At 33.9% G+C, this 22,786-nt stretch carries 24 protein-coding genes, 2 tRNA genes and 1 rRNA gene; 21 read left to right on the top strand and 6 right to left on the bottom strand.

Translation table 11 applies throughout. The features are described 5' to 3' along the window. Positions 1–5 precede the first annotated feature (5 nt). The gene (locus IJE13_RS01095; RefSeq protein ID WP_366514840.1) at positions 6–170 is read right to left on the bottom strand and encodes a 4Fe-4S binding protein; all 165 of its coding nucleotides are present in this window, start codon (positions 168–170) and stop codon (positions 6–8) included. A gap of 266 nt (positions 171–436) precedes the next feature. Between IJE13_RS01095 and IJE13_RS01090 the strand changes: the two genes are divergently transcribed. From IJE13_RS01090 to IJE13_RS01080, 3 genes are all read left to right on the top strand, one after another. Then, positions 437–519: transfer RNA gene (locus tag IJE13_RS01090), tRNA-Leu, on the top strand. 30 nt (positions 520–549) lie between these two features. Continuing rightward, positions 550–622 (top strand) — tRNA-Thr (locus tag IJE13_RS01085). A gap of 314 nt (positions 623–936) precedes the next feature. Next, entirely contained in the window at positions 937–1,821 is an 885-nt protein-coding gene (locus IJE13_RS01080; protein ID WP_292776040.1) for a hypothetical protein, read from the top strand. 91 nt (positions 1,822–1,912) lie between these two features. On the opposite strand, the gene IJE13_RS01075 is transcribed toward IJE13_RS01080, so the two are convergent. After that, positions 1,913–2,230, bottom strand: a complete 318-nt coding sequence (locus tag IJE13_RS01075; RefSeq protein WP_292776038.1) for a transcription factor S — start codon at positions 2,228–2,230, stop codon at positions 1,913–1,915. Positions 2,231–2,667: 437 nt separating this feature from the next. On the opposite strand from IJE13_RS01075, the gene IJE13_RS01070 reads away from it, so the two are divergent. From IJE13_RS01070 to IJE13_RS01025, 10 genes are all read left to right on the top strand, one after another. After that, positions 2,668–3,189 (top strand): pyruvate ferredoxin oxidoreductase subunit gamma, encoded by a 522-nt coding sequence (locus IJE13_RS01070; RefSeq protein ID WP_292776036.1) that lies wholly within the window; start codon positions 2,668–2,670, stop codon positions 3,187–3,189. Between the two features lie 35 nt (positions 3,190–3,224). Further along, positions 3,225–3,467: a pyruvate synthase subunit PorD gene (porD, locus tag IJE13_RS01065; RefSeq protein WP_292776034.1), complete on the top strand. Its 243-nt coding sequence runs from the start codon at positions 3,225–3,227 to the stop codon at positions 3,465–3,467. Between the two features lie 63 nt (positions 3,468–3,530). Further along, a complete protein-coding gene (gene porA, locus IJE13_RS01060; protein ID WP_292776031.1) occupies positions 3,531–4,679 on the top strand; it encodes a pyruvate synthase subunit PorA in 1,149 nt (382 codons plus the stop codon). A 1-nt stretch (position 4,680) separates the two neighbouring features. Continuing rightward, the gene (gene porB / locus IJE13_RS01055) at positions 4,681–5,547 is read left to right on the top strand and encodes a pyruvate synthase subunit PorB (protein WP_292776028.1); all 867 of its coding nucleotides are present in this window, start codon (positions 4,681–4,683) and stop codon (positions 5,545–5,547) included. 12 nt (positions 5,548–5,559) lie between these two features. Continuing rightward, positions 5,560–6,060, top strand: a complete 501-nt coding sequence (locus IJE13_RS01050; RefSeq protein WP_292776026.1) for a 4Fe-4S dicluster domain-containing protein — start codon at positions 5,560–5,562, stop codon at positions 6,058–6,060. 11 nt (positions 6,061–6,071) lie between these two features. Continuing rightward, complete coding sequence (locus tag IJE13_RS01045) at positions 6,072–6,500, top strand: 4Fe-4S binding protein (RefSeq protein ID WP_292776023.1); 429 nt, start codon at positions 6,072–6,074, stop codon at positions 6,498–6,500. 196 nt (positions 6,501–6,696) lie between these two features. Continuing rightward, positions 6,697–6,858, top strand: a complete 162-nt coding sequence (locus IJE13_RS01040; RefSeq protein WP_292776021.1) for a hypothetical protein — start codon at positions 6,697–6,699, stop codon at positions 6,856–6,858. A 79-nt stretch (positions 6,859–6,937) separates the two neighbouring features. Further along, positions 6,938–7,363, top strand: a complete 426-nt coding sequence (locus IJE13_RS01035) for a hypothetical protein (RefSeq protein ID WP_292776019.1) — start codon at positions 6,938–6,940, stop codon at positions 7,361–7,363. Positions 7,364–7,439: 76 nt separating this feature from the next. Next, a complete protein-coding gene (locus IJE13_RS01030) occupies positions 7,440–8,279 on the top strand; it encodes a fumarate hydratase (RefSeq protein ID WP_292776017.1) in 840 nt (279 codons plus the stop codon). Positions 8,280–8,297: 18 nt separating this feature from the next. Then, a complete protein-coding gene (locus IJE13_RS01025) occupies positions 8,298–9,896 on the top strand; it encodes a dihydropteroate synthase-like protein (protein ID WP_292776015.1) in 1,599 nt (532 codons plus the stop codon). Between the two features lie 83 nt (positions 9,897–9,979). Here IJE13_RS01025 and IJE13_RS01020 read toward each other — a convergent pair whose 3' ends face one another. Further along, a complete protein-coding gene (locus IJE13_RS01020; protein ID WP_292776013.1) occupies positions 9,980–11,143 on the bottom strand; it encodes an MFS transporter in 1,164 nt (387 codons plus the stop codon). 333 nt (positions 11,144–11,476) lie between these two features. Here IJE13_RS01020 and IJE13_RS01015 point away from each other — a divergent pair, with 333 nt between their 5' ends. The 6 genes from IJE13_RS01015 to IJE13_RS00990 all read left to right on the top strand — a co-directional run bounded on the left by IJE13_RS01015 (position 11,477) and on the right by IJE13_RS00990 (position 16,816). Then, positions 11,477–12,349, top strand: a complete 873-nt coding sequence (locus IJE13_RS01015; RefSeq protein WP_292776011.1) for a MoxR family ATPase — start codon at positions 11,477–11,479, stop codon at positions 12,347–12,349. 38 nt (positions 12,350–12,387) lie between these two features. Then, positions 12,388–13,548: a VWA domain-containing protein gene (locus IJE13_RS01010; RefSeq protein WP_292776009.1), complete on the top strand. Its 1,161-nt coding sequence runs from the start codon at positions 12,388–12,390 to the stop codon at positions 13,546–13,548. Between the two features lie 109 nt (positions 13,549–13,657). Next, positions 13,658–14,578 (top strand): TIGR00269 family protein, encoded by a 921-nt coding sequence (locus IJE13_RS01005; protein ID WP_292776007.1) that lies wholly within the window; start codon positions 13,658–13,660, stop codon positions 14,576–14,578. 142 nt (positions 14,579–14,720) lie between these two features. Continuing rightward, positions 14,721–14,921: a MoaD/ThiS family protein gene (locus IJE13_RS01000; RefSeq protein ID WP_292776005.1), complete on the top strand. Its 201-nt coding sequence runs from the start codon at positions 14,721–14,723 to the stop codon at positions 14,919–14,921. Positions 14,922–15,098: 177 nt separating this feature from the next. Beyond that, entirely contained in the window at positions 15,099–15,959 is an 861-nt protein-coding gene (locus IJE13_RS00995) for an ARMT1-like domain-containing protein (RefSeq protein WP_292776064.1), read from the top strand. A gap of 41 nt (positions 15,960–16,000) precedes the next feature. After that, on the top strand, positions 16,001–16,816 hold the full coding sequence (locus IJE13_RS00990) for a DUF1932 domain-containing protein (protein ID WP_292776003.1): 816 nt from the start codon (positions 16,001–16,003) through the stop codon (positions 16,814–16,816). A gap of 43 nt (positions 16,817–16,859) precedes the next feature. On the opposite strand, the gene IJE13_RS00985 is transcribed toward IJE13_RS00990, so the two are convergent. From IJE13_RS00985 to IJE13_RS00975, 3 genes are all read right to left on the bottom strand, one after another. Continuing rightward, positions 16,860–18,158, bottom strand: a complete 1,299-nt coding sequence (locus tag IJE13_RS00985) for an adenylyltransferase/cytidyltransferase family protein (protein ID WP_292776001.1) — start codon at positions 18,156–18,158, stop codon at positions 16,860–16,862. Between the two features lie 151 nt (positions 18,159–18,309). After that, complete coding sequence (locus IJE13_RS00980; RefSeq protein ID WP_292775999.1) at positions 18,310–18,804, bottom strand: DUF308 domain-containing protein; 495 nt, start codon at positions 18,802–18,804, stop codon at positions 18,310–18,312. Between the two features lie 148 nt (positions 18,805–18,952). Beyond that, positions 18,953–20,041, bottom strand: a complete 1,089-nt coding sequence (locus IJE13_RS00975) for an archaeosine biosynthesis radical SAM protein RaSEA (RefSeq protein ID WP_292775996.1) — start codon at positions 20,039–20,041, stop codon at positions 18,953–18,955. A 556-nt stretch (positions 20,042–20,597) separates the two neighbouring features. Between IJE13_RS00975 and mer the strand changes: the two genes are divergently transcribed. Next, positions 20,598–21,554 (top strand): 5,10-methylenetetrahydromethanopterin reductase, encoded by a 957-nt coding sequence (mer, locus tag IJE13_RS00970; RefSeq protein WP_292775994.1) that lies wholly within the window; start codon positions 20,598–20,600, stop codon positions 21,552–21,554. A gap of 1,103 nt (positions 21,555–22,657) precedes the next feature. Then, a 16S ribosomal RNA gene (locus IJE13_RS00965) occupies positions 22,658–22,786 on the top strand; the annotation flags it as partial.

The following is a 22,786-nucleotide window of genomic DNA, read 5'->3' as shown; positions in this document are numbered from 1 at the left end:
TGAGATTATTCTTCGTAAATAGCTCCTAAAGGACACATATCAAGGCATATTCCACAATCATCACAACCATCCTTGATGATCATGGTGTATCCTTTTTTCTCAATCAAGTCCTTTGGACAGACAGGAATGCATTTTTCACAAACTCCGCATTCATCTAAATCAATTACTATCAATATATCGCCTCATAAAACTATATTTTTTGTGAATTTTATCAGTTATTAAAATTTACTTGGTTAATAAGATCATTTAATTAATACTATTTTAAATTATAATATTTTATCTTTATATAATTTTGTAAAATTTCGATGTTTTTCTAATGGATTTTCCCTTAAAATGCTTTATTTTGATTTTTATTTTAAATTTTTTCATCAAATTTTCCCATATCCACAACCTTTATATATAATAAAGTTTAAAATAATATTGTTGTAATTATTATGCAAGGGTTCCCGAGCGGCCAAAGGGGAAGGACTTAAGATCCTTTGGTGTAGACCTACGAGGGTTCGAATCCCTTCCCTTGCACTTTTTCTTAATTATTTTATCAGATTTCCCGCCTTAGTGGCTCAGCCGGTAGAGCGCTACCTTGGTAAGGTAGAAGTCGGGGGTTCGAATCCCCCCTAAGGCTCTTTTTTCTAATTGGTCCAAAAAGGATTAATTAGTTTTTTTATTTTTTTTTTCAACGAAAGTTGTTTTTTTTTTAAAATTAGTCATTAAGGTATAATACTTAAATAAAGGTATCATACCTTAAACACTAATTTTTAAGTTTTTTTATAATCAGAGGATTATTTTTTCTTATTTTTCATAAGCTGCGAATTTGATAATCATTTGATATTATTTAATAATCAATGAATTTAAATAGGATAAAGTGTATATTTTATTTGCAGTTGAAATGAATTTTTATGAATTTATAAGATTAATTTGAATTGATTGGGTGATAGTTTGGTTAAGCATTTTAACGTTATGATGGCGGCATTCATTTCCGGAACTGTGGCATTGTTCACCTCAGTTTTAGGTGTTTCCGGTACCATCATAGGATCTGTATTAAGTTCATTCCTCTATCAATTGCTTTCAGGATACTCTGAAGAGAAGATTGAGGAAGGTTCCATAAGAAAACCTAAATTGGCCAATGAGATTGTCTATATATTCCCATTGGTTGTGATTGGAATCATAGAATTGATATTCCTCCTTTCCGCTTTGCATTACAGATTCGACATGATCTTTACTTTTCTGGAATCAGCTGTAGCTAATAATCTGTTCAGGTTGATGGGTATTGGCTTAATAGTTTTGGGGGCTTATCCTTACTTCGATTCAAACAATATCGACAAACGTAATGGAACTGTCGTTTTGATTGTAGGTGTATTATTGCTTTTAAGAGGTTTGGTGGACGTATCTGATATTACTTACAAAGCATTTCAGGTCTTATTTGCTGACTTTGACATGTTATTTGCATTATTGGTAATTGTATTGTTGACACTTGTCATATTGAATATTATAATAGGCTCTGAAAATGAATATTTCAAGTCAAATGAATTCATCAACAGCCATAGGCCAAGAAAAGCTCATGCAAGAAAAATAGACACTTCATTCAGTCAAAATGATAATCTAAAGGATAATTTAAATAATAATATTCAAAACAGGGATTCCAATAAGATCACTCAAGAGAATCCTGATCAACTTCCTCTTTATGAAGAGGAGGTCATTCTTGTAAACAATCCGGAAGATCCAGAAAATCCTATTAAGAAAAGAATCTTAAAAAGGATAGATTCAGATAAAAATAGTGATGATGATTTTCAGGATATCTATATAGTCGATGAATTAAAATAATATTCATCCATCCTTTCTTTTTTTTATTGATTTATTTTTCTAGATTTAGTCATTCTCTAATTTTTTTAGATTTTTATTTATTCTCTTTTTTTTAATTAGACCTTCTCCAGGTGTTTCCACATTTGGTACATCTTATGAAATAGGTTGGAGCCTCATCGGCGGATCTTGTTTGGACTGTCCACCAGTAGCCTTTGGTTCCTCCGCATTTGTAGCAGGTAATCTCTTTTGTAGGCAGGGCCACATTATTGTTGTCAGTTACAATAACCTCATTCTCTTTTTTCCTTTCCCCTTCAAACTGATACTCCGCTCTAATGCTTTCTTCGGATATCTCTTCCTCATATCCGCAATCACATTTGATTTTCTTGTTTTCAGGTATCAGCATTTTACCGCAATTAGGACAGAATCTCATAATTGTCGCTCCAAAACGATTAGTCTTATAATGATTTTTTTCATGACCAATCCATCATCAATATCATGATATTTTTTAATAATTTGTCATTATTTATAATGGTATTGATCCAATTCGCCATGGAAAATTTTAAGTTTTTCAATGATTTCATTGAAATTTTTAAAAAATTTATTTTCTCGAATATTATACTACTTTCTTTATTATTTTCTTATAATATAAATTTTTAGATTTTTCTTAACTTTCTTAATATTTTTGACTTTTTTGTGCTTACTTATCGATAATATTAAAATTCATGATAAATTTATGAAAAATTCACAATAATTTATAATAATTTATCATGACAAATCAACATATTTATATACAATGTACATTAAAAGTTATAGTATATACAATCTTTATTGAAAATTATGGTATATTAAAGAATGGAGGAAATATCAATGATTGAAATTCGCTTCCACGGACGTGGAGGACAAGGTGCTGTAACTGCAGCAGAAATTTTAGCAAAGGCAGCATTTAAAGATGGTAAATACTCTCAAGCGTTCCCATTCTTCGGTGTAGAAAGAAGAGGGGCCCCTGTTATGGCATTTACCAGAATCGACAGCGAACCTATCAACTTAAGATATCAGGTTTACAACCCTGATCATGTGATAGTTCTTGACGATGGTCTTTTGAATGTTGTGGATGTCTATTCTGGATTGAAGGAAAATGGTGAAGTTATTATAAACACTCACGAAAAGGTAGAATCTGAAAGTTACAAAGTATTTGATGTGGATGCAACAGGCATCGCATTGGAGATTTTAGGTGTGAACATTGTAAACACCATCATTTTAGGATACTTTGCGAAGAAGACCGGTGAAGTAAGTATTGAATCACTTCTTGAAGTAATTAAGGAAACCTTCCCAGGTCCAATTGGAGAGAAAAACGCAGTGGCAGCTCAAAAAGCTTATGATATGGCTTAGGTGGCTGTATAATTAATATTATAAAAGGTGATTAGATGGTTTCTATTGGATGTGCAATTAGTGAACCTGGAAGTACTCGTAAAAACAAGACAGGGAGTTGGAGAACTTTTAAGCCAATCCTTGACAAAGAAGCTTGTGTAGATTGCAATAACTGTCTCATGTTCTGTCCAGAAGGATGCGTAAACAAGGAACATGACATTGATTACGATTATTGCAAAGGTTGCGGTATTTGTAAAGAGGAATGCCCAGTTCAAGCTATTAAGATGGAAATAGAATAATTATGTTGATATTTGGATAGATAAAGTCTATCATTATAAAATAATTTAAGTGGAGAAAATTTTATGGCAAAAGAAATTATGACAACAAATAGAGCAGTTGCAGAAGCTGTAAAGTTAGCAAAACCACAAGTTGTTCCTGTTTATCCTATCACTCCTCAAACTACCATATCCGAATACCTTGCACAGTTCGTTGCAGACGGTGATTTGGATGCGGAGTATATCAGAGTGGAATCAGAACACAGTGCAATCAGTGCTACTTTAGGAGCTTCCGAGGCAGGAGTAAGAGTATTCACTGCTACCTCATCTCAAGGATTGATGTTGATGCATGAGATATTATTCGCAGCTGCAGGTATGAGAGCTCCAATAGTAATGGCAGATGCGAACAGGGCAATCTCTGCTCCATTGAACATTTGGAACGATCAGCAAGACTCCATCGCACAAAGAGATGCAGGATGGATTCAACTTTATGTGGAAAATGCACAGGAAGGATTTGACACTATTCTTCAAGCATATAGGATTGCAGAGCATGAAGAGGTTATGTTACCTGTAATGGTATGTTTGGACGGATTTATCTTAACACACACCGTCGAACCTGTAGACTTATTGGAACAAGCTGAAGTTGATACCTTCCTTGAACCTTATGTACCTAAATTCGCTTACCTTGACCCTGAAAGGCCAATGTCCTTAGGTAACTTTGCAGACCCTGAATATTACACAGAGGCAAGACATGACATGCAAGTTGCTATGGACAAGTCCATGGAAGTAATCAAGGAAGTAGGTGCGGAATTCGGTGAGAAATTCGGAAGAAGCTACGGATTGACTGAAAGCTACCTTTGTGATGATGCAGAAATCATTTTAGTCTGTATGGGTTCAATGGCAAGTACAGTAAGACATGTGGTTGACCAATTAAGAGAAAAAGGCGAAAAGGTAGGTCTCTTGAGAATAAGATCCTACAGGCCATTCCCATTCGAGGAAATTGATGAAATCGTCAAAAACGCAGATAAATTGGCTGTACTTGACAAGAACTTCTCATTCGGTATTGGCGGAGCTCTTTTCGCAGACTTGAAAACCAAATGTCACAAAGAGACCTATGGCTTCATTTTAGGATTAGGTGGAAGAGACGTTATTCCTGAATACATTGAGGAGGCTGTAGAATTAACTAAAAATCCAGTAAAAGAAGTTACTTGGTTAGGCTTAAAGGAGGATGAATAATATGGAATTTCCTGAAGAAGAATTATTGGCACCAGGTCACAGAGGCTGTGCCGGTTGTGGAGCGGCTATTGCTGTAAGACTTGCTCTTAAGGCATTAGGCAAAAACACTGTGGTCGCCTGTGCAACTGGTTGTTTGGATGTTATGACATCCCCTTATCCTGAAACAGCATGGGAAGTCCCATGGATTCACGTTGCTTTTGAAAATGCGGGGGCAGTCGCTTCCGGTGTGGAAAGGGCATTGAAGGCTCAAGGTAAGGAAGATGTGAATATCGTCGCTTTCGGTGGTGACGGTGGTACTGCGGATATCGGTATACAATCATTATCAGGTGCAATGGAAAGAGGTCACGACATAACCTACATCTGTTACGATAACGAAGCTTACATGAACACAGGTATTCAAAGAAGTGGAGCTACCCCTTACGGTGCATCAACAACCACTTCCCCGGCAGGTAAGGAAAGCTTCGGTGAAGACAAGCCTAAGAAAAACATGGCTTTCATTATGGCAGCTCATGGAATTCCATATGTTGCTACCGCATCAATTTCCTATCCTGAAGACTTTATGAAAAAGGTCAAGAAGGCAGCTGAAACCAAAGGTCCTGCTTACATTCACCTTCAACAGCCATGCACAACCGGTTGGGGATTCAAACCGGAACATACCATCAAATTAGGTAGACTCGCAGTTGAAACCGGAGCATGGGGATTATTTGAAATCGAAAACGGTGAATTCAGAGTAACTTACAGACCTCAAGAAAGAAAACCTGTAAAAGAATACTTATCTGCTCAAAAAAGATTCAAACATCTTGATGATGAACAAATTGCAATTATACAAGAATTCGTTGACAACCAATGTGAAGAATTAGGTATCTAAGGAGGGTCTCTATTGGAGAAATTAATAGTAGATAATGAATTATGTGATGGATGCCAGGATTGCGAAAAAGCATGTGAAGGAGTCCATGGAGTTCCAAGAATCACTATTCATGAATTAGACGGTTCCTATTTCCCTATTCGCTGTCAGCAATGTGAAGATGCACCTTGTGAGATCATATGTCCAACAGGTGCAATGAGCAATTTAGGAGTAGATGTAACTAAATGTATCGCTTGCGGATTCTGTGCAATGGCATGTCCATTCGGTGCAATCAGCATTCAATACAGCAATGCTCACAAATGCAACCATTGTGCAGACAGAGAGGAAGGTCCTGCATGTGTTCGTGCATGTTCCAAAAGAGCCATTGCAGTTCATGACATCAAGAATGTCATTAAAAGGAAACAGAAAGAACACATTGAAAAGATGTATGGATTGGACAAACCTGCCAAGAAGAAAGGCCTTCTCAGTGTGATTACAACTGATACAAGAGCAAGAGGACCATTAGATGGAGATTAGAGGTGTTGAATATGGATGAATTGAAAGTTAACCCAGAACTTTGTGTGGATTGCGGACTTTGTGAACGTAATTGTCCTAACAATGCAATTCGTGTTCATGACGGTGTCCCATTATTCTGTATGCATTGCAGTCCTGAAAAAGCACCTTGTCTTGCCGTATGTCCGAAAGGAGCCATTGTGGCTTTAGGTGGAGCAATCACCATCAAGCAGGATAAATGTATTGGTTGCGGATTATGTCATAGCGTATGTCCCATTGGAGCGGTCACCATTAATGAGATAGGACAAGCTACCAAATGTGATCTATGTGCAGACTATGACACTCAACAATGCGTTGAGGCATGTCCGACTCATGCACTCACAAACGATACAGAAAAGATAATTCATGACAAGCAAGAAAAGATTTCCGAAGGATTTAGGAAAGTTCAAACCTTATTGAAATAGTCTTAATTCCTTTCTTTTTTATTTTTATATTCTTTTTTTAACTATTTTTTATTATTTTTTGTTCAAATTTTTCATTCTATTTTTTTTAAACTCCCATTATTTTAAAACTATTTAGTAATAAATAAATAATATTTTCATTATAAATAGTATCAACTAAAGAATTTAAGGGGAAAACAATATGAAAAATAAAGGGATTTTGTCCATATTAGCACTGATTTTCATTGTCATTATACTTTCCATTTCCGCAGTAAGCGCTGCAGAGGACACTACTGATGATATTATTAGTGCTGATGAGGGTCAAGAGCTAATTTTAGATGATTATTCATCTACTACCTTTCTTTTTTTAAACTATTTTTAACTATTTAATTTATTTTCACTGTTTCTTAACTCACATCAGATTTAAATATCTATAAAAATAATATATTACCATGACTTTCATGAATAATGGTGCAAATATAAAACAGTTCCAATTGCTCAAATTCATAAATGAGAATTGCGATGATGATCATGTGATATCCAGAATTACAATTGTGCTTCGCAGGGATAAGCTTGAGGCTCCATATTATATTAATTCCAAAATTAGCCTCTCCACATGCATGGATAAGGAAGAAAATGGAATGATTCATGCAATGGACATATTGAACCATAGCAGGTTGCATAATATGATTGATTATAAATATGAGGAGATCAAATCTTTGATTCTTGATCTATTCGGTGGCGACCATGAATCAGATATGGTGGAATTCTCTCAAAATGACCAAAGATTGAAGATATCCCTAATGTCTAAAAATGATGATGAGTTCAGGAACTTATATGAAAATTATCATGAGCTTTTTGAAATGATGGATAATCTGATTGATTAATTATTTAAATCTGTAAATTAAATATTTTATATAGATTATTCCAAATTATTATTCTTTTAATTTTATTCGTGATTTTATGATAACAGAAAAGCAAATTGAAGATACCATTTATCAATTATACAAAGAGGCTGCCATCGTTCTTGGAGACGATGTTAAATGCTCACTTGAAGAGGCACTTAAACGTGAGGATAGTGACTTAGGTAGGCTAAATATTGAAGCTATCTTGAAGAATATTGAACTTGCAGAAGAAAAGTCAATTCCAATGTGCCAAGATACAGGTCTCCCTATCATTTTTGTAAAGCTTGGTAAAGTTGAGGTCGAAAACCTTTATGAAGGAATCAAGAAAGGAGTTGCAAAGGCAACTGCAGAAGTCCCTTTAAGACCAAATGTGGTTGATCCAATCACAAGAAAGAACTCAGGAAATGTAGGGGATAAGGTTCCTATTGTAGATATTGAACTCATTGATGAAGATTATGTTGAATTCACCATAATGCCTAAAGGTTTCGGATCAGAAAACAACAATGCACTTAAGATGGCACTTCCTGCTGAAGGAGTGGAAGGAGTGAAGGACTTTGTTGTTGAAACCGCACTTAAGGCAGGAGGAAAGCCATGCCCTCCTATCGTTGTAGGTGTTGGAATTGGCGGAAGTTCAGATATGGCCTTGAAATTAGGTAAGAAGGCTCTTCTTGGAAAAGTTGGAGAGCGCAATCCAGACCCAACCATTGCTGAAATGGAACTTGAATGTCTTGAAAGAATAAACAAGGATGGAAAGGGACCGATGGGTCTTGGTGGAAGGACAACTGCACTGGATGTGAAGATATTGAAGATGGACACTCACACCGCAGGACTTCCAATTGGTGTGGTAATTCAATGTTGGGCAGACAGACATGCAACAGCCCGTTTAGAGGATAATTAAGATTATTGGAGAATTTTTATGATACTTATTATAACCGGACACTTGGCATATCCTTTGGTAAAGGAAATGGCTGACAAATCAAAGAAGGAAACAGTGGTGCATATAGCAGAGACTCAAGTTGCCGCTTTCCTGACTCCTACTCAGATAATCAAAGAGATACATGAGTATTTTGAAGATAGATTGGATGATATTGATTTGATATTGGTTCCAGGTTTAATAAGAAAAGACACTTTTTTAATTGCAGAGGAATTTGGAATTCCTTGCTATAAGGCATCTACAGATGCTGCAGACCTCGCTATGGTTCTGGACCTTGTGGATGATTTGGAACTCTCACAATCAACTCCTGCAGATAAATTAATAATTGAAGAAAAGAAAAAGCAAGCATTGCAATTCATTGAAGACTTTGAAAATGATATTGAAAAGCGAGATGAACTGCTTAAGAAAGAGAATAACATTCTTGTCAGGAACCTTCCTGTTGGTGAGGATTTCCCAATGAGGGTATTGTCTGAGATAGCAAGCGCTCCTATATTGTCTAAAGAGGACTTGATTAAGAAGGCTGAATTCTTTGTCGCTTCAGGTTCTGATATGATAGATATCGGTATGATTGCAGGTGAGGACAGGTCTGATGAGATTCCAGATCTCATTGACACTTTACGTCCTATTGTTGGAGACAGGCCTTTAAGCATAGACACATTGAATCCTAAGGAGATTGAAGCTGCAGTAAACCATGGAATTGACATGGTCTTGAGTTTGGATAACGGTAATTATCATGAGATTTTGCCTTTACTCAAGGAAAAGAATGTTCCTGCAGTTATTCTTCCAACTAATTTTAGTGAAGGTTTTGTTCCACACACTCCAGCCGATAGGGTTGCTTCCATGCAGAAGCTTGTAGAGGCGTGTGATGGCCTTGAGGTAGTCTGTGACTTGATTCTTGATCCGGTAAACAGTGCAAGCCTTGTGGACTCAATCATTGCGTTCCATGATTTCCATGAAGTCGACAAGAAGCCAATGTTCTTTGGTATAGGTAATGTAATCGAGCTTATGGATACAGATTCTGTAGGTGCAAATGCGGTTCTTGCAGGTATTGCAATGGAGCTTGGCGCAAGCATACTCTTTACTCCTGAGGAAAGTGGTAAGACCCACGGAAGTGTGAGAGAATTAGCCATTGCTTCCAAGATGATGTTCCTGGCTAAGAATAGGCAATCCATTCCTAAGGATTTAGGTGTTGACCTTCTCGTATTCAAGGACAAGAAGAAAAGGTTTGACTTGAAGCAGGATGACAATGTTCCTATAATAAAGCAAGAGGCTCCTATCAAGTTTGTAAGGGATAAGGCAGGAAGCTTTAAGATAAGGGTTGAACATGCAATATCAGTCAAGGATTCCTATATCGTTGCAACTCACTTCAAGAAGACAAAGCCGACCATAAGCTTTGAAGGAAAAAGAGCCAGTGAAATCTATGAGGAAATCATTGAAAAAGGGCTTGTCACCAGATTGGATCATGCTGCATATCTTGGTAAGGAATTACAAAAGGCAGAGATTGCAATGTTAACTGGAAAGGAATACGTTCAAGACTTTGACTTATTTAAAGATCCTGAAGAATTCATTAAAAAACAATAATTCTAAACTATTTTTTTTAATTACATGAAATTTCATAAAATTTTCATGTAAACTTTTTTTACATATTCTAATAGCTTATTTTATTATTTAGAGTATTTTAAAGGTATTTTCATTATCATTATCACATAGTAAAGAATGATAAATGCAAGCAGTAGGAACAATGCTCCAGCAATGAAAATTGACATTACTCCAAATCCATCTACCAAGAATCCTCCTATAGCTATTCCAAGTGCTATCCCACCATTCAAAATACTTAAGAATATTCCATTTGCAAGTTCTGGACTGTCTGGAATAACAGAAGCTTCTATGTATTGAATAAGATTGTATCCCATTCCATCTAAAACACCAAAAGTCAAGATTAATATGAGAACTGGAATTAGGTAATTTGCAAATAGATAAAGCAATACAAACACTCCACCACATACTAACTGAAATATTATGAGAGTACCCTTGTCTCTTTTTGCTATCAATTTGCCTCCAAGCCATGTTCCAAATATTGAAAACAATCCATAGATAAATAGGAAAATACTTAATTTATATGTGTATACATGGCTCACTACCTGCAGGAAGTATGGCTGGTAATTATAGACAATGCTTGCGCCTATTGGCATCATTATAATTCCAAGTGTAGCAAGAATGAATTCCTTTGATTTTAGGCTGGAAAATGGCATTTCATAGCTTTTTGCCTTTCCTTCAATTCTTGGGAAGAATATTATAATCAATATCAAAGTCAATAGATTTATTGCAAAGATCCAAGTCATAGCTATATTGTAGCCGAATATGGTTCCAAGGCCAGTTGTAATCGGCAATCCTACAATGCTTCCGATTGAAATTCCAAGCAATATCTTTGTGATATAATCCTGCTCTTGGCCTTTTGGTGCAATCTCTTCACATACAGTTAGTGCAATGGAGATAAAGGCAGGATAGAATACTGCAGATAATATTCTAAAAAAAGATGCAATATACAGATTTCTTGTAAAGATTATAATAAAATTGGCTATTGCAAATACAGTTAAAATGGATACAAAAGTTCGTTTCCTTTCATATTTTGAAAATAAAACAGGTATGAACAATCCGCAGACAGCTATTGTGAATGTAAATGAGCTTACATAAAGTCCAGAAATAGCTATTGATGTATGGAAATACTCTGCTATTTGTGAAATGATTCCTACAATGCTTAATGGAGTGTTTATTCCAAGTGCTGAAATCATTAGAATATAGAGAAGTATTTTTGGATTTGCTTTCATGTTTAATTTCCTTAAATTATTTAATATTTTATTATTTATAACAAGTGTTATATATAATTAATATTCTAAATGTACATAGTGCAAATGCAAACTCCTCCAAAGAGAAGGATAAAAACAAAGAATAATGCAATGAGTTTTTTAGTATTCATTTTATCACACATGTAAAAATTATTTTAAGTTTCATAACTTATTTTTATTAGTTTTAATATTATAAAACAATAAATTATTTATATAAATTAAACAAATATTTAATTACTATATACTATTATATAGATTTTATATAAAATAATATTTATTTACAATTAATGTTAATTAACTAAAAAAGGTTTTTAAATGACAGATGAAGAATTAACCATAGAAGAAATAGGAAAAATGTTGGAAAGTACTGGTTATATCTCCAATAATGAAATCAGCACTTCCGTATTCTTATCCTTATCTTTAAACAAGCCAATCTTGATTGAAGGACCTCCTGGAGTAGGTAAGACAGAGCTTGCAAAGGCTGTTTCCGAATGTTTAGGAAGGGAATTCTTTAGGATTCAATGTTATGAGGGAATCACCTTTGAACAGATTGTGGGTGAATGGAACTATCAAAAGCAACTTCTCCACCTTGAAGCATTCAAAGGAAGTCAAAAAGGTGAAGAATCCATATTTGAAGATGACTTCTTTATCAGAAGGCCTCTATTGACTTCTTTCATGAATGACAAGCCATCACTTCTTCTTATTGACGAAATCGATAAGGCTGATGAAGAAGTGGAAAGCTTTCTTCTACAGGCTTTAGGTGAAAAGCAAATCACTGTAAATGATTTAGGCACTTTTGACCTTCAAAATGATTTAGTGGTAATGTTGACTTCAAATGCCCAAAGGAACTTGCTTGAAGAGACAAAGGACAGATGTCTGTTCTTATACATTTCATATCCTTCAGTTGAACGTGAAATGGCAATTGTCAAGGCAAGAATACCTAATGCAAATGATGGTTTGGTCAAAAAGGTTGTCAATATGGTTCATAGAATCAGAACCTTTAACTTAAATAAAAAGCCATCTGTAAGGGCTTCAATTGATTGGGTAAACTCAGCAATGCACTTGGATAAGGATTTAAAGAATGTTGATGCTGCACTTGAAGACAGTGTTGGAGTAGCTATCAAAACAGAACCTGACAAAGCAAAAGTTATAAAAGAGATATTTAGAAGCGAATACTTGAACGATTAGTTTGAATAATTAGCCTATAGTCTGTTAAAGGTTTTAATATGGAAGAAAAAATCGTAAGATTATCAAATGATTTGAGAAAAAAGGGAATGCCTGTGAGCATCAGGTCTACTCAGTCAGCAATAGAGGCATATAATCTATTGGGAGAAGATGACTTGCCTATATTAAAGGATGCTTTCAGGTCAATTTATGTAAAGAGCAAGTATGACATTCCTAAATTCAATGAGTCATTTGATGGATTCTTTGTTGAAAAGAAAGTTAAAAACCTAACAGATGAGCTTAATAGATCCTATAGGCCAAACACTATGAAAGGTAAGCTTTCCCAGCATGAATGGAAAATTACCAAGCAAAAAGGTTCTGGTGGTAAGCAAATTCAAATGGGTGCAGAACAGGCTATGGAATACTTTGCAGGAAGACCTATCCTTGAAGATAGGGACAAGGACCTTGCAAGGGATAATGATATTCTAAACAGTGACTTGTCAAAGCTTAACAAATACGATGAAAGAGTATTTGAATTATGCGTAGAGCTTGGAAGAAAAATCGCAAACAAGCAGTCAAGAAGAAAGAGATTGGCTCGCTCAAACAAGATTGACATGAGAAGGACAATGAGGCAAAACATGAAATATGGTGGTGTGCCGATTGACCTTGTTCATGTAAAGAAGAAACCTCATAGAAAACAGCATTTGTTCCTGAATGATGTCAGCGGTTCATGTGAATGGATCAGCAGCTGGTTTTTCATGCTTATGTTTGCATGTCAAAAGACATTTAAGGATTCACGAATGTTTGAATTTGACAATAAAACAATTGAAACAACTGAGTTTCTTAAGGAAAAGTATATGGTTAATGCTTTTGCTGAAATAAGATTGCTTCGTATGCGAAATATGATGGTTAGAGGAACATCCAATATGTTCACTGCATTTGAATCCTTCATGAAACAGGCAGATATAAGCAATAAATCCTATATTATCCTATTGTCTGACTGTAGGGATTGGGCAGGTCCTAAGGTGAATGGAATTCCTGCAAGCGTTGAGCTTATTTCCCAAATGTCTTCACAGGCTAAGAAGGTGATTATCTTAAACCCTGAGGATAAAAAGAAATGGGATGTTGTTGATAGTTGTGTTTCATTGTATCGTGGAGCAGGTGCTCAGGTTTATGAAGTAAGCACATTGAATCAATTGGCTGAATTTGTAGCAGATATGTAAAAAACCAAATTTTTAAATTATTTAAAAACCTAAATTAGTTTAAAAATATTTATTTATTTAATTTATTCAATTATTTTAATTATTTAATCTTAAAAAGGATGACTTTAATATGGAATCTTGTACTAAATGTGGAAATCCAAATGTAATCATAAAAAGAAAGGCTTCAGGACAGGCTTTATGTAAGGATTGCTTTATAGAAAGCATTGAAAAAAAGGTAAAGCAAACAATCAAAAAGGAAAACTTTATTGAAAAGGGAGATAAGGTTTTAGTGGCATTGTCTGGAGGAAAGGATAGTGTTGTTACTCTAGAAATCCTTAATTCATATGCTGAAAGGCGCATCATTGAATTATGTGCTGTAACCATTGATGAAGGAATTGCAGGTTACAGAGAGGAAGGAGTGGAGATTGCTAAAGCACATGCTGAAAGATTAGGTATTCCACATAAGGTTGTATCATTTAAGGAAAGCTTTGGCATTGACTTGGATGAAATAATGAAGAGAGAAGGCCATAGAGGGTCTTGTACCTATTGTGGAGTATTTAGGAGATGGATTATCAATAGGGCTGCAAGGGAATTCGGAGCAACCAAGATTGCAACAGGCCACAACTTGGATGATGAAACTCAAGCCATCTTAATGAACTATCTTGAAGGAAATATGGAAAACCTGGCAACAATAGGTCCTAAGACAGAGTCCAATAGCGAGCTATTCACTGTTAAAATCAAGCCACTAAGAGAGATTCCAGAAAAGGAAATAGGGTTATACGCACTTGCAAAAGGGTTGGATATTCACTTGGCAGGCTGTCCATATGCTCAGGAATCCTTTAGGATGGAAATTTCCAATATCCTAAATGATTTGGTTAAAGATCATCCAACAATAAAGTATTCCACTCTTAAGGGATTTGATAAGATTAGGCCAGCTCTTCGCAGGGAATTGGCTCATGACTATGAATATGACAGATGCGAAAGATGCGGTGAGCCGTCTTCAAATAGATTATGCAGAGCTTGTACATTCTTAGAAGAATTAGGCAAATGATTCTAATTCTTATAATCTAATATTTTTAATAAATAAAATTTTTTATTAAAAATTCTATTTTTATTAACAATTGTTATATAATTTAAATATGATGATTTACAATATATTATTGAAGGGATAAAAAAATTAAAGTGGTGATTTTATGACTTTTAAGTTAACTATTAAAGATAAAGTTGAAGAAAGGGAAATAGATGGAGATTTAACAATTAAAGACTTATTAGATGATTTAGACTTATCTTCAGAAACTATTGTATCTAAAAAGAACGGTGAAATAGTTATTGAAGAATCTGCGATTGAAAATGGGGATGAAATAGAATTCATTCAAATCATCTATGGAGGATAGATAGATTTTTCTATCTATTTTAAACTTTTTTTAACTATTTTTTCACTAAATTAAATTTTATACTTTTATTATTTCAACTATTTTTTCAATAATTATAATAATTTTAAAAGATAAATATATATCTATAAAATTTTTATTAAATTTAATTATTCAAATCTTATATTCTTAGGTGATACTATTAAAGTTTATTACGAATGTGGGGCATGCTTTTTAAGACAAGCAAAGGAAGCTATTGACTTATCAACAGATGATGAGGAATTAAAGTTCCGGATACTCCAGGATATTTTATCTTTTCTTGGGGAAAACTTCTCAAAGGAATTGTCTTCAAATGCCACTGGGACCAGGATTCATCAATATATCAAGAAAGAAACAGGATGTTATGATCCATATTATAATCAGAAGAAGGAAGGAAATGAGATTGCTCTATCCTTAGTGCCTAAGGTAAGAGAAATTCTAGAGGAAGACAATAGTTTGGAAACCTATGTTAAAATAGCTATTGTAGGAAATATTCTTGATTTTGGCACATATGGTTTGAATACAGAATTTGAATCAATGATTGAGGAGGGATTAGAAAAAGGGCTTGTCATAAACAAGATTGAAGAGTTTGAAGAAGCTTTAAAGAAGTATGATGAAGTTCTTTATTTGGTGGACAATACCGGTGAAATCGTTTTTGACAAATTCCTGCTTGAAAAAATTAAGGAGTATGATGTTGACATTACAGTGGCAGTTAAGGAGAAGCCTATTCTAAATGATGCCTGCATGAAAGAGGCATTGGAAGCAGGTCTTGATGAGGTAGCTACCTTAATCACTACAGGATCTGACTCTGTAGGTGTGGTGGAATCCATGATTTCAGATGAATTCAAGGAGATATTGTTAGGTTCTCCTTTTGTGATTTCCAAAGGAATGGGAAATTTTGAAGGATTGACCGAAATGAACCTTGAGGGACAGGACATCTTTGTCTTGCTTTGTACAAAATGCTCATCAATATCTAAAGAATTAGGTCTTGCTGAAGGTTCACATGTTTTAACAACATTATGATATTATATAATTAATTCATTTTTATATCGGAGGGGGAAAATATGAAATTCGGATTTATAGGTTTTGGTGAAGTGTCATACACCTTATCTAAAATACTCCTTTCTTATGGATTTGAAGTATTGACTTCAACTGAAGGGAGGTCAAGAAAGACAAAGGATTTGGTGAAATCACTTAATCTAACCGTTTTGGATAGTTTTGAAGAGGTTGCTAAAGAGTCCGATATCCTGATTTCAGCAAACAGTCCTCAAAGCGCATTGGCTGTTGCCTTGAAGTATGGCTCATTGACTGAGGGAATCTTCTTGGATTTCAACAACATTTCTCCAAACACTGCAAAGCAAATTGAAAATTATCTTACAGATGAGCATTTCATTGATTCCTCAATTATGGGCAGAGTCAGTTCAGAGGAATTGCATCTTTATTTTTCAGGCCGAAAGGCAGAGGAATTTGTAGCCAATATGAGAGATTTCATTAGAAGCAATGATTCCAATCATGACGTAAAAGTCAATATTAAAGTTGTAAGCGATGAGATAGGGGATGTTTCCAAATTGAAAATCCTTAGAAGTTCCTATACAAAAGGAGTTTCAGCACTTCTTGTAGAAACCTTTGAAACAGCTGAAAAGTTAGGATTGAGTGAAGATCTATGGGAAATATTGTCACTCACCGAAAATAGGGATTTTGAAACAGCTTCCAAGTCACGTATTTCCAGTTCCAATAAGAAAGCCAAGCGCAAATATGAAGAATTGATAGAGGTATTGGAATTCTTGAATGATGTTGAGGATAAGAGAAAATCCAAAATCATGGCTTTGGCAACTAAAGAGAAATTTGAAAAATTAAAAAATAGGAATAATAAAAAATAGTTTAGTGATTTTGGGGGCTTAATTAACTAATTTTTCTTTTTTTTTATTGATCATGGATTGTTATTTTTACTCTCCAATCATTTCTTTTGTTTTTAATCAATTCCCCGCTTACTGGAATGTATCTTGAATCCAATATGTATCTTAAATAGGTCACTTCCTTTGAAGGAAGCTTTAAATTGGTTTTTATCTTAATCTTTTTTTCTTTAATCTCACAGGATATTTGATTGTCCTTATCGACGAATATCTTTGCTTCAATCCCTTCCTGAACTTTTTTCGCTTCAAATTTTGTAAGGTTCAATCCCGCTTCAAGAGTCATTAAAGGGTTTAGCTTTAAGTCCTGTCTTTTTCTGAATTTCTCATTGGCTTCCTTTGCAGAGACTCCCTTATCCACCTCTTCTGCCACATACCAAGCCCTTTCAATGATTTTGTCAACATTCTGTTCCGGAGGGATAAATCCCTTTTCCTCATAATGTCTCATCAGTTTCAGAACTTCATCCTTTGTAACTTCCTCTTCAATGCAGCTTGCTGCAAGGCGAGTCATTACCGGACCATAATCCGCTCTTCTAAAGCTTGCCCAGATGGATTCTTCATCCTCCTTATAGAATCTGCCTTCGACGATCTTATTGATTACCTTTCCATTCAAATAGGCAATGTTTGTCAAGCTTGATCTGGAATAGGTGTTCATTTTATGCTTTAGCAATTTCATATTTCTTTTTCCAGGAATTGTTCCCTTTTCTATTTCCCTCTCCAATATTTCAATTGTTGTAGGAGGAAGCAGTTTCTTTATATCATCACTTATTATCAAGTCGTTTTTAAGGATTTCCTTTCTAATGAATCTACCGGAGATTTTAGTCGGGGATGCAAGTTCGGGGATTAAATGAAAGTCAATCTTATGATTGAATTTCTTTGATAGGAATTCGTTTATGGCATACCATCGAATCACATTACGGTTAGGAAAATCCTGAGGCATTCCAAGAAAACTGCCTTCTTGAATAAACCGTTCCGCATATCCTTTAACCTCTTCCAAACTGATATCTGCCGCTGTAATATAGTCAGTTACGCCATCTTCATGCATTTTAGCAAGTCTGATTGGTACGCTATAGGATAAGATCAGTCTATGATGCAGGCCTTCAACTCCAACCACCTTATCAGCACCTAAAGCAAGTGCCATTTCCTTTCTTGCTTCAAATGGTGTAAAGAAGGGGGCATGATTTGCACTGTAGCCTTTATTCATGTAAATGACAACTTCAGTGTCCTTTTTATCAGCTATTTCCCTAGCATTTCTAATCAATTCCTCATGTCCCTTATGGACAGGGTCAAAGTCTGCACTTATCGCTATCATAGTTTATTTCCTAAGGTTTTATATTTTAAAAAAAGATTTCTTATATTCATACATAAAATAATTGCTTCTTATAATTATTTAATAAAAAAATTAGTTAATGAATAAATAATAATTTGTTTATTATTCATTCATGTTTTTGTTTATAGATTACTTAGTAGTAACCATCATCCAATAAGTTTAATATTCCGGTTATCAATAACCAGATTCCGATTAATGAACCGAGAATGAGGGGATTCCTGATGTAGGTTCCAAGGATAATGTATATTACACCTAAAATTATTCCTAATATTCCCATCCAGAATCCATATTTGTTGTCTCTGTTTCCAACAATAATAATTAAACCGATTATAATTAAGAATATTCCTGCCAAATAGATGGTTAAGGCAGTTAAAAATGCAAATATGCTTGGGTTGAATATTAAACCTAAACTTATTATCAGCATTATTATTCCTAAGATTGTATTTATCAATCCTCTGGTGGTGTTGTATTCGACTTCACTGACACCATTTGCCAATAAGAAGATTGCAAGCAATAAAACGGACAATCCGAGGATATCAGCTGCTGCAATTACTCCAAGCATTGGGAAAGCAATTGTGATGATTCCTAAGATAATTGCAATTATGCTTATTGTAGTTTGTTTATGCAAGTTTTTACCTCCCTATTTCATAATTTCCAATATCAAATTTTTCAATATTTCAATTGAATAATTATTTAATATTTTATCATTTTTATTATTTATAAATATATCATTATATTGTATCTTAATTTGTATCTTAATTTAATAGTGCTGAAGTTTAATATAATGGCAAGTGCTTTATTGGAGTTTTGGATTTATTCAAGTCAGAGAATTTGACTTCTGCCATCCATTCCTTTTTGCATTCGCAGTCATATTCGATTTGGCTTTGGTCAAAGTTGGAATCGATTATTCTGTATTTCAATTCCTTATTGCATTTCTTGCAGTTGTAAGGGCCTCTTCTTGATCCGAATCCTGAAGTGTCCATCAATGCAGGAATGCTTACATTTTGCCTGATGGTGTTGATCACTTCGATTGTAGACCAGATCCAAGGAGGCTTGTAGGATCCTCTTCTCCAAAGTCTTTCTATCAATGTTCCTCTGTGAATTGTTGCAGGACAGCATGAAACCCTATCGACTCCTAGCTTTTCGCAGTAAGTTGCAGTTTCGATTGCCTCATCGATGGCTTCCTGTTCAGAGGTCAATATAGGCTTAACAAAAATGTATGCTTTAGACTTGATGTTATGCTTGCTTTTGTATTTCTTGATAAGATCTATTGCCTTTTCAAAGGTTCTGTTATTGAATCCCTTATTGATCTTGTTTAATCGGGTATCTTCATTAGAAGTTTCCAGGCCTATGCTGATTTCAAACAACTTATCTCCAATGATGTCAAAGATTTCATCCAAAACTTCCTCTTTGACATATTCCGGTCTGGATTCAACAACGATTTCGCTGATTTCTTCCATATTTGCTAGTCTGTTCAATACATAGTCTCTTGCTTCCTTTGGAACTTCATCAGGATTCAAGAAGCTTCCAGATGCAAAGAGCTTTATGGCTATTTTGTCACCATTCCCATAATCTTCAGCATAATCCCATTTGTTCAATTCCTTTTCAAACAATTCAATGATCTTGGAATTTTCAATTGGCTTGAGGTAACAGTCTGAGATATAGCTGCACATGGTGCATCCGCCACTTGGACCAAGTGCCCAAGAGCAACCTGGTGTAGGCAAGATTAGGAATATGGTTTTACCTTTTCCGGAATATAAAAGGTCTTCCTGATACCAGCTTGCGGAAAGCCTGTCAAGTTCCTTTGGCTTGGCGTATTCAATTGATCTGTCTCTTATCTCTTTAGTTAATTCTCTGATTTCCATTGTTTAACCTATGTTTTGGTAATAATATTAAGTATAATATATTTATTTAATTTTTTTATAAGTATTTAATTTATTGTTATTTATTTTATTTATATTTTTTAGCGATTTATTTTTAATAATAAGTTCATATTGTATCCTTTATATTTCCTGTAGCTTATCGCATATTCTCTTAATTTAATATCGGATATTAATAATTCCATTATTATTTTGTTTGAATATTATTAAATGTTCTATTGTATTAAAATTAATCATAGCTATTTTAATTTTAATTTAATTAATAAATTGTGGTTTGTTTTAATATTCTATAACAATATTTATTTTTTAGTATATTTCATTAAGTCTCATCAATTTTTTAATAAAATTTTTCCAATTTTAAATTTTTTAATTTTTTTAAAGAATATTTATTTTTGTAAAAATTTATTTCAATAAATATATAAATTGTTCATTTTTTTTATCAAAAATCAGACAAATATGATTTAATATATAAATCTTTCTATATTTTTTAAATAACAAATACTTTATAAGCTAGACAACATAATAAAAATTGGTGATAAATATGAAATTTGGTATAGAATTCGTACCTCAAATCCCGTTAGATGAACTCGTAAGATTAGTAAAAATAGCAGAAGACGTCGGTTTTGAATACGCATGGATCACTGACCACTACAACAACAAAAACGTATACGAAACCTTAGCATTAATTGCAGCAAACACTGAAACCATTAAAATGGGTCCTGGTGTAACCAACCCATACGTAAGAAGTCCTGCAATTTCCGCTTCCGCAATTGCTACTATTGACGAAATCTCTAATGGTAGAGCAACCTTTGGTATTGGTCCTGGTGACAAAGCAACCTTTGATGCATTAGGAATCGCTTGGGAAAAACCTGTATCCACTATCAAAGCAGCAATCGCAGACATTAACACCTTATTAGCAGGTGAAAAAACTGAAGGCGGTGCACAATTAGGTGGAGCTAAAAAAGTACAAGATGCAATCCCTATTTACATGGGTGCACAAGGTCCTAAAATGTTAGAAACCGCTGGTGAAATCGCTGACGGTGTATTAATTAACGCTTCCAACCCTAAAGATTATGAAGCAGCTATGCCTATGATCAAAAAAGGAATCGGCGACCAAGCAAAAGACTTCGATGTAGCAGCATATACTGCAACTTCCATTGGTCCTGACTCTGAAGCAGCTAAAAACGCAGCTAAAATTGTAGTTGCATTTATTGCAGCAGGTTCCCCACCTCCAGTAATTGAAAGACACGGATTACCTGAAGGATTCAACACCCAAATGGGTGACTTCTTAGCACAAGGTAACTTCGGTGGTGCTATTGGTGCTGTAACTCCAGAAGCACTCGACGCTTTCTCCGTATGTGGTACTCCTGATGAGTTCATTCCTAAGATTGAAGCATTAGCTGACATGGGTGTAACTCAATACGTAGCAGGATCCCCTGTAGGTAAAAACGTAGAAGAATCTATTAAATTATTAGGAGACGTAATTGCTAGCTTCTAAGGAAGCTACAATTCCTAATTTTTTAATTTTTTCTTTTTTTTAGCCATATTAAATTAACAATTGTTATATTTTCTATATTTTATATATCATAATAATATTTTTTTTATTGTTCCTTGTGAATTATCATCTCTTTTTACAGATTTCCATTTCTAAAAATAGTTTAAATTGATCTTAAGAAAAAATTCCTTTCTTTAAATAAGGATTAAATAAAATAGTTATATTTATATATTAGTTGTTATTTTTCATTTTTGAAAATTTTATTAAAATTCAATTTTTTGTTTGAATTTTGACTTTTGATTCTATAAAAATTTTCTTTTTTTCATATTTAAAGATATATTTAAAGTTTATTCAGGTAATTGCTATTGATTATCTCTTATTTTAGCTAAATAAATAATTTTATCTCTCATATTAATTTTTATTAAATATTTTTTTAAGAATTTTTATTTTTCTATAAAATCCATGGTTTATTTTATTAAAAAAGTTATTATCTTAACTGAAATTTTATTTAAAGGATTTATATGACTTTTTCTTGTTCATTTCATTTTTTCGGATTTTTCAATTTTTCAACTTCTTTTTTCAATTGGGAGGCATTATTTTTTAAATTTAATCTTTTTTATTAATTTTTCAAATTTTTTTCTTCATTTTTTTACTTAAATTCCAATACAATTTTAATTTAAGTTTTATTTTAAAATATGAAGTTTTATAATTAGTTAAATTAAAAAATATTAATTATTGCAATAATTTATTTTTATTTTTGTAAATGTTGTAACTTTCACTATTAGATGTGCCATGTGTTTATGGCGTTGGTCTTGAGTATATGTATTCACATTACTATGATGACTGCTTTTCCACATATGGCTAAATTTATGTTTATAAATTTATTATCACAATATTAATCTTGTATTAATATTATTATATATTCGTGAGAACCTAAGTTTGACTTAGTGTTTGATGTTGGTTAAGTAGATGTGGTGATATTTGATTGTTATGTCTGTGATATAATATTTGAATATTTGTGTAATATCTCGTCTAATTTTTTTTATGCGTACTTCTAAGTCTTTTGATTTCGTTTAACGAAGTTGACTTATTTTTGTATTCTGTCAAATCTGTTTGATCCTGGCAGAAGCTACTGCTATTGGGATTCGATTAAGCCATGCAAGTCGAACGAATTTAGATTCGTGGCGTACGGCTCAGTAACACGTGGATAACCTACCCTTAGGACCGGGATAACC

Source organism: Methanobrevibacter sp. (assembly GCF_017410345.1).
Taxonomy (GTDB): Archaea; Methanobacteriota; Methanobacteria; order Methanobacteriales; family Methanobacteriaceae; genus Methanobrevibacter.
Note: the sequence above shows the minus strand (reverse complement) of the source record. Positions and strands in the feature narration are given on the sequence as shown.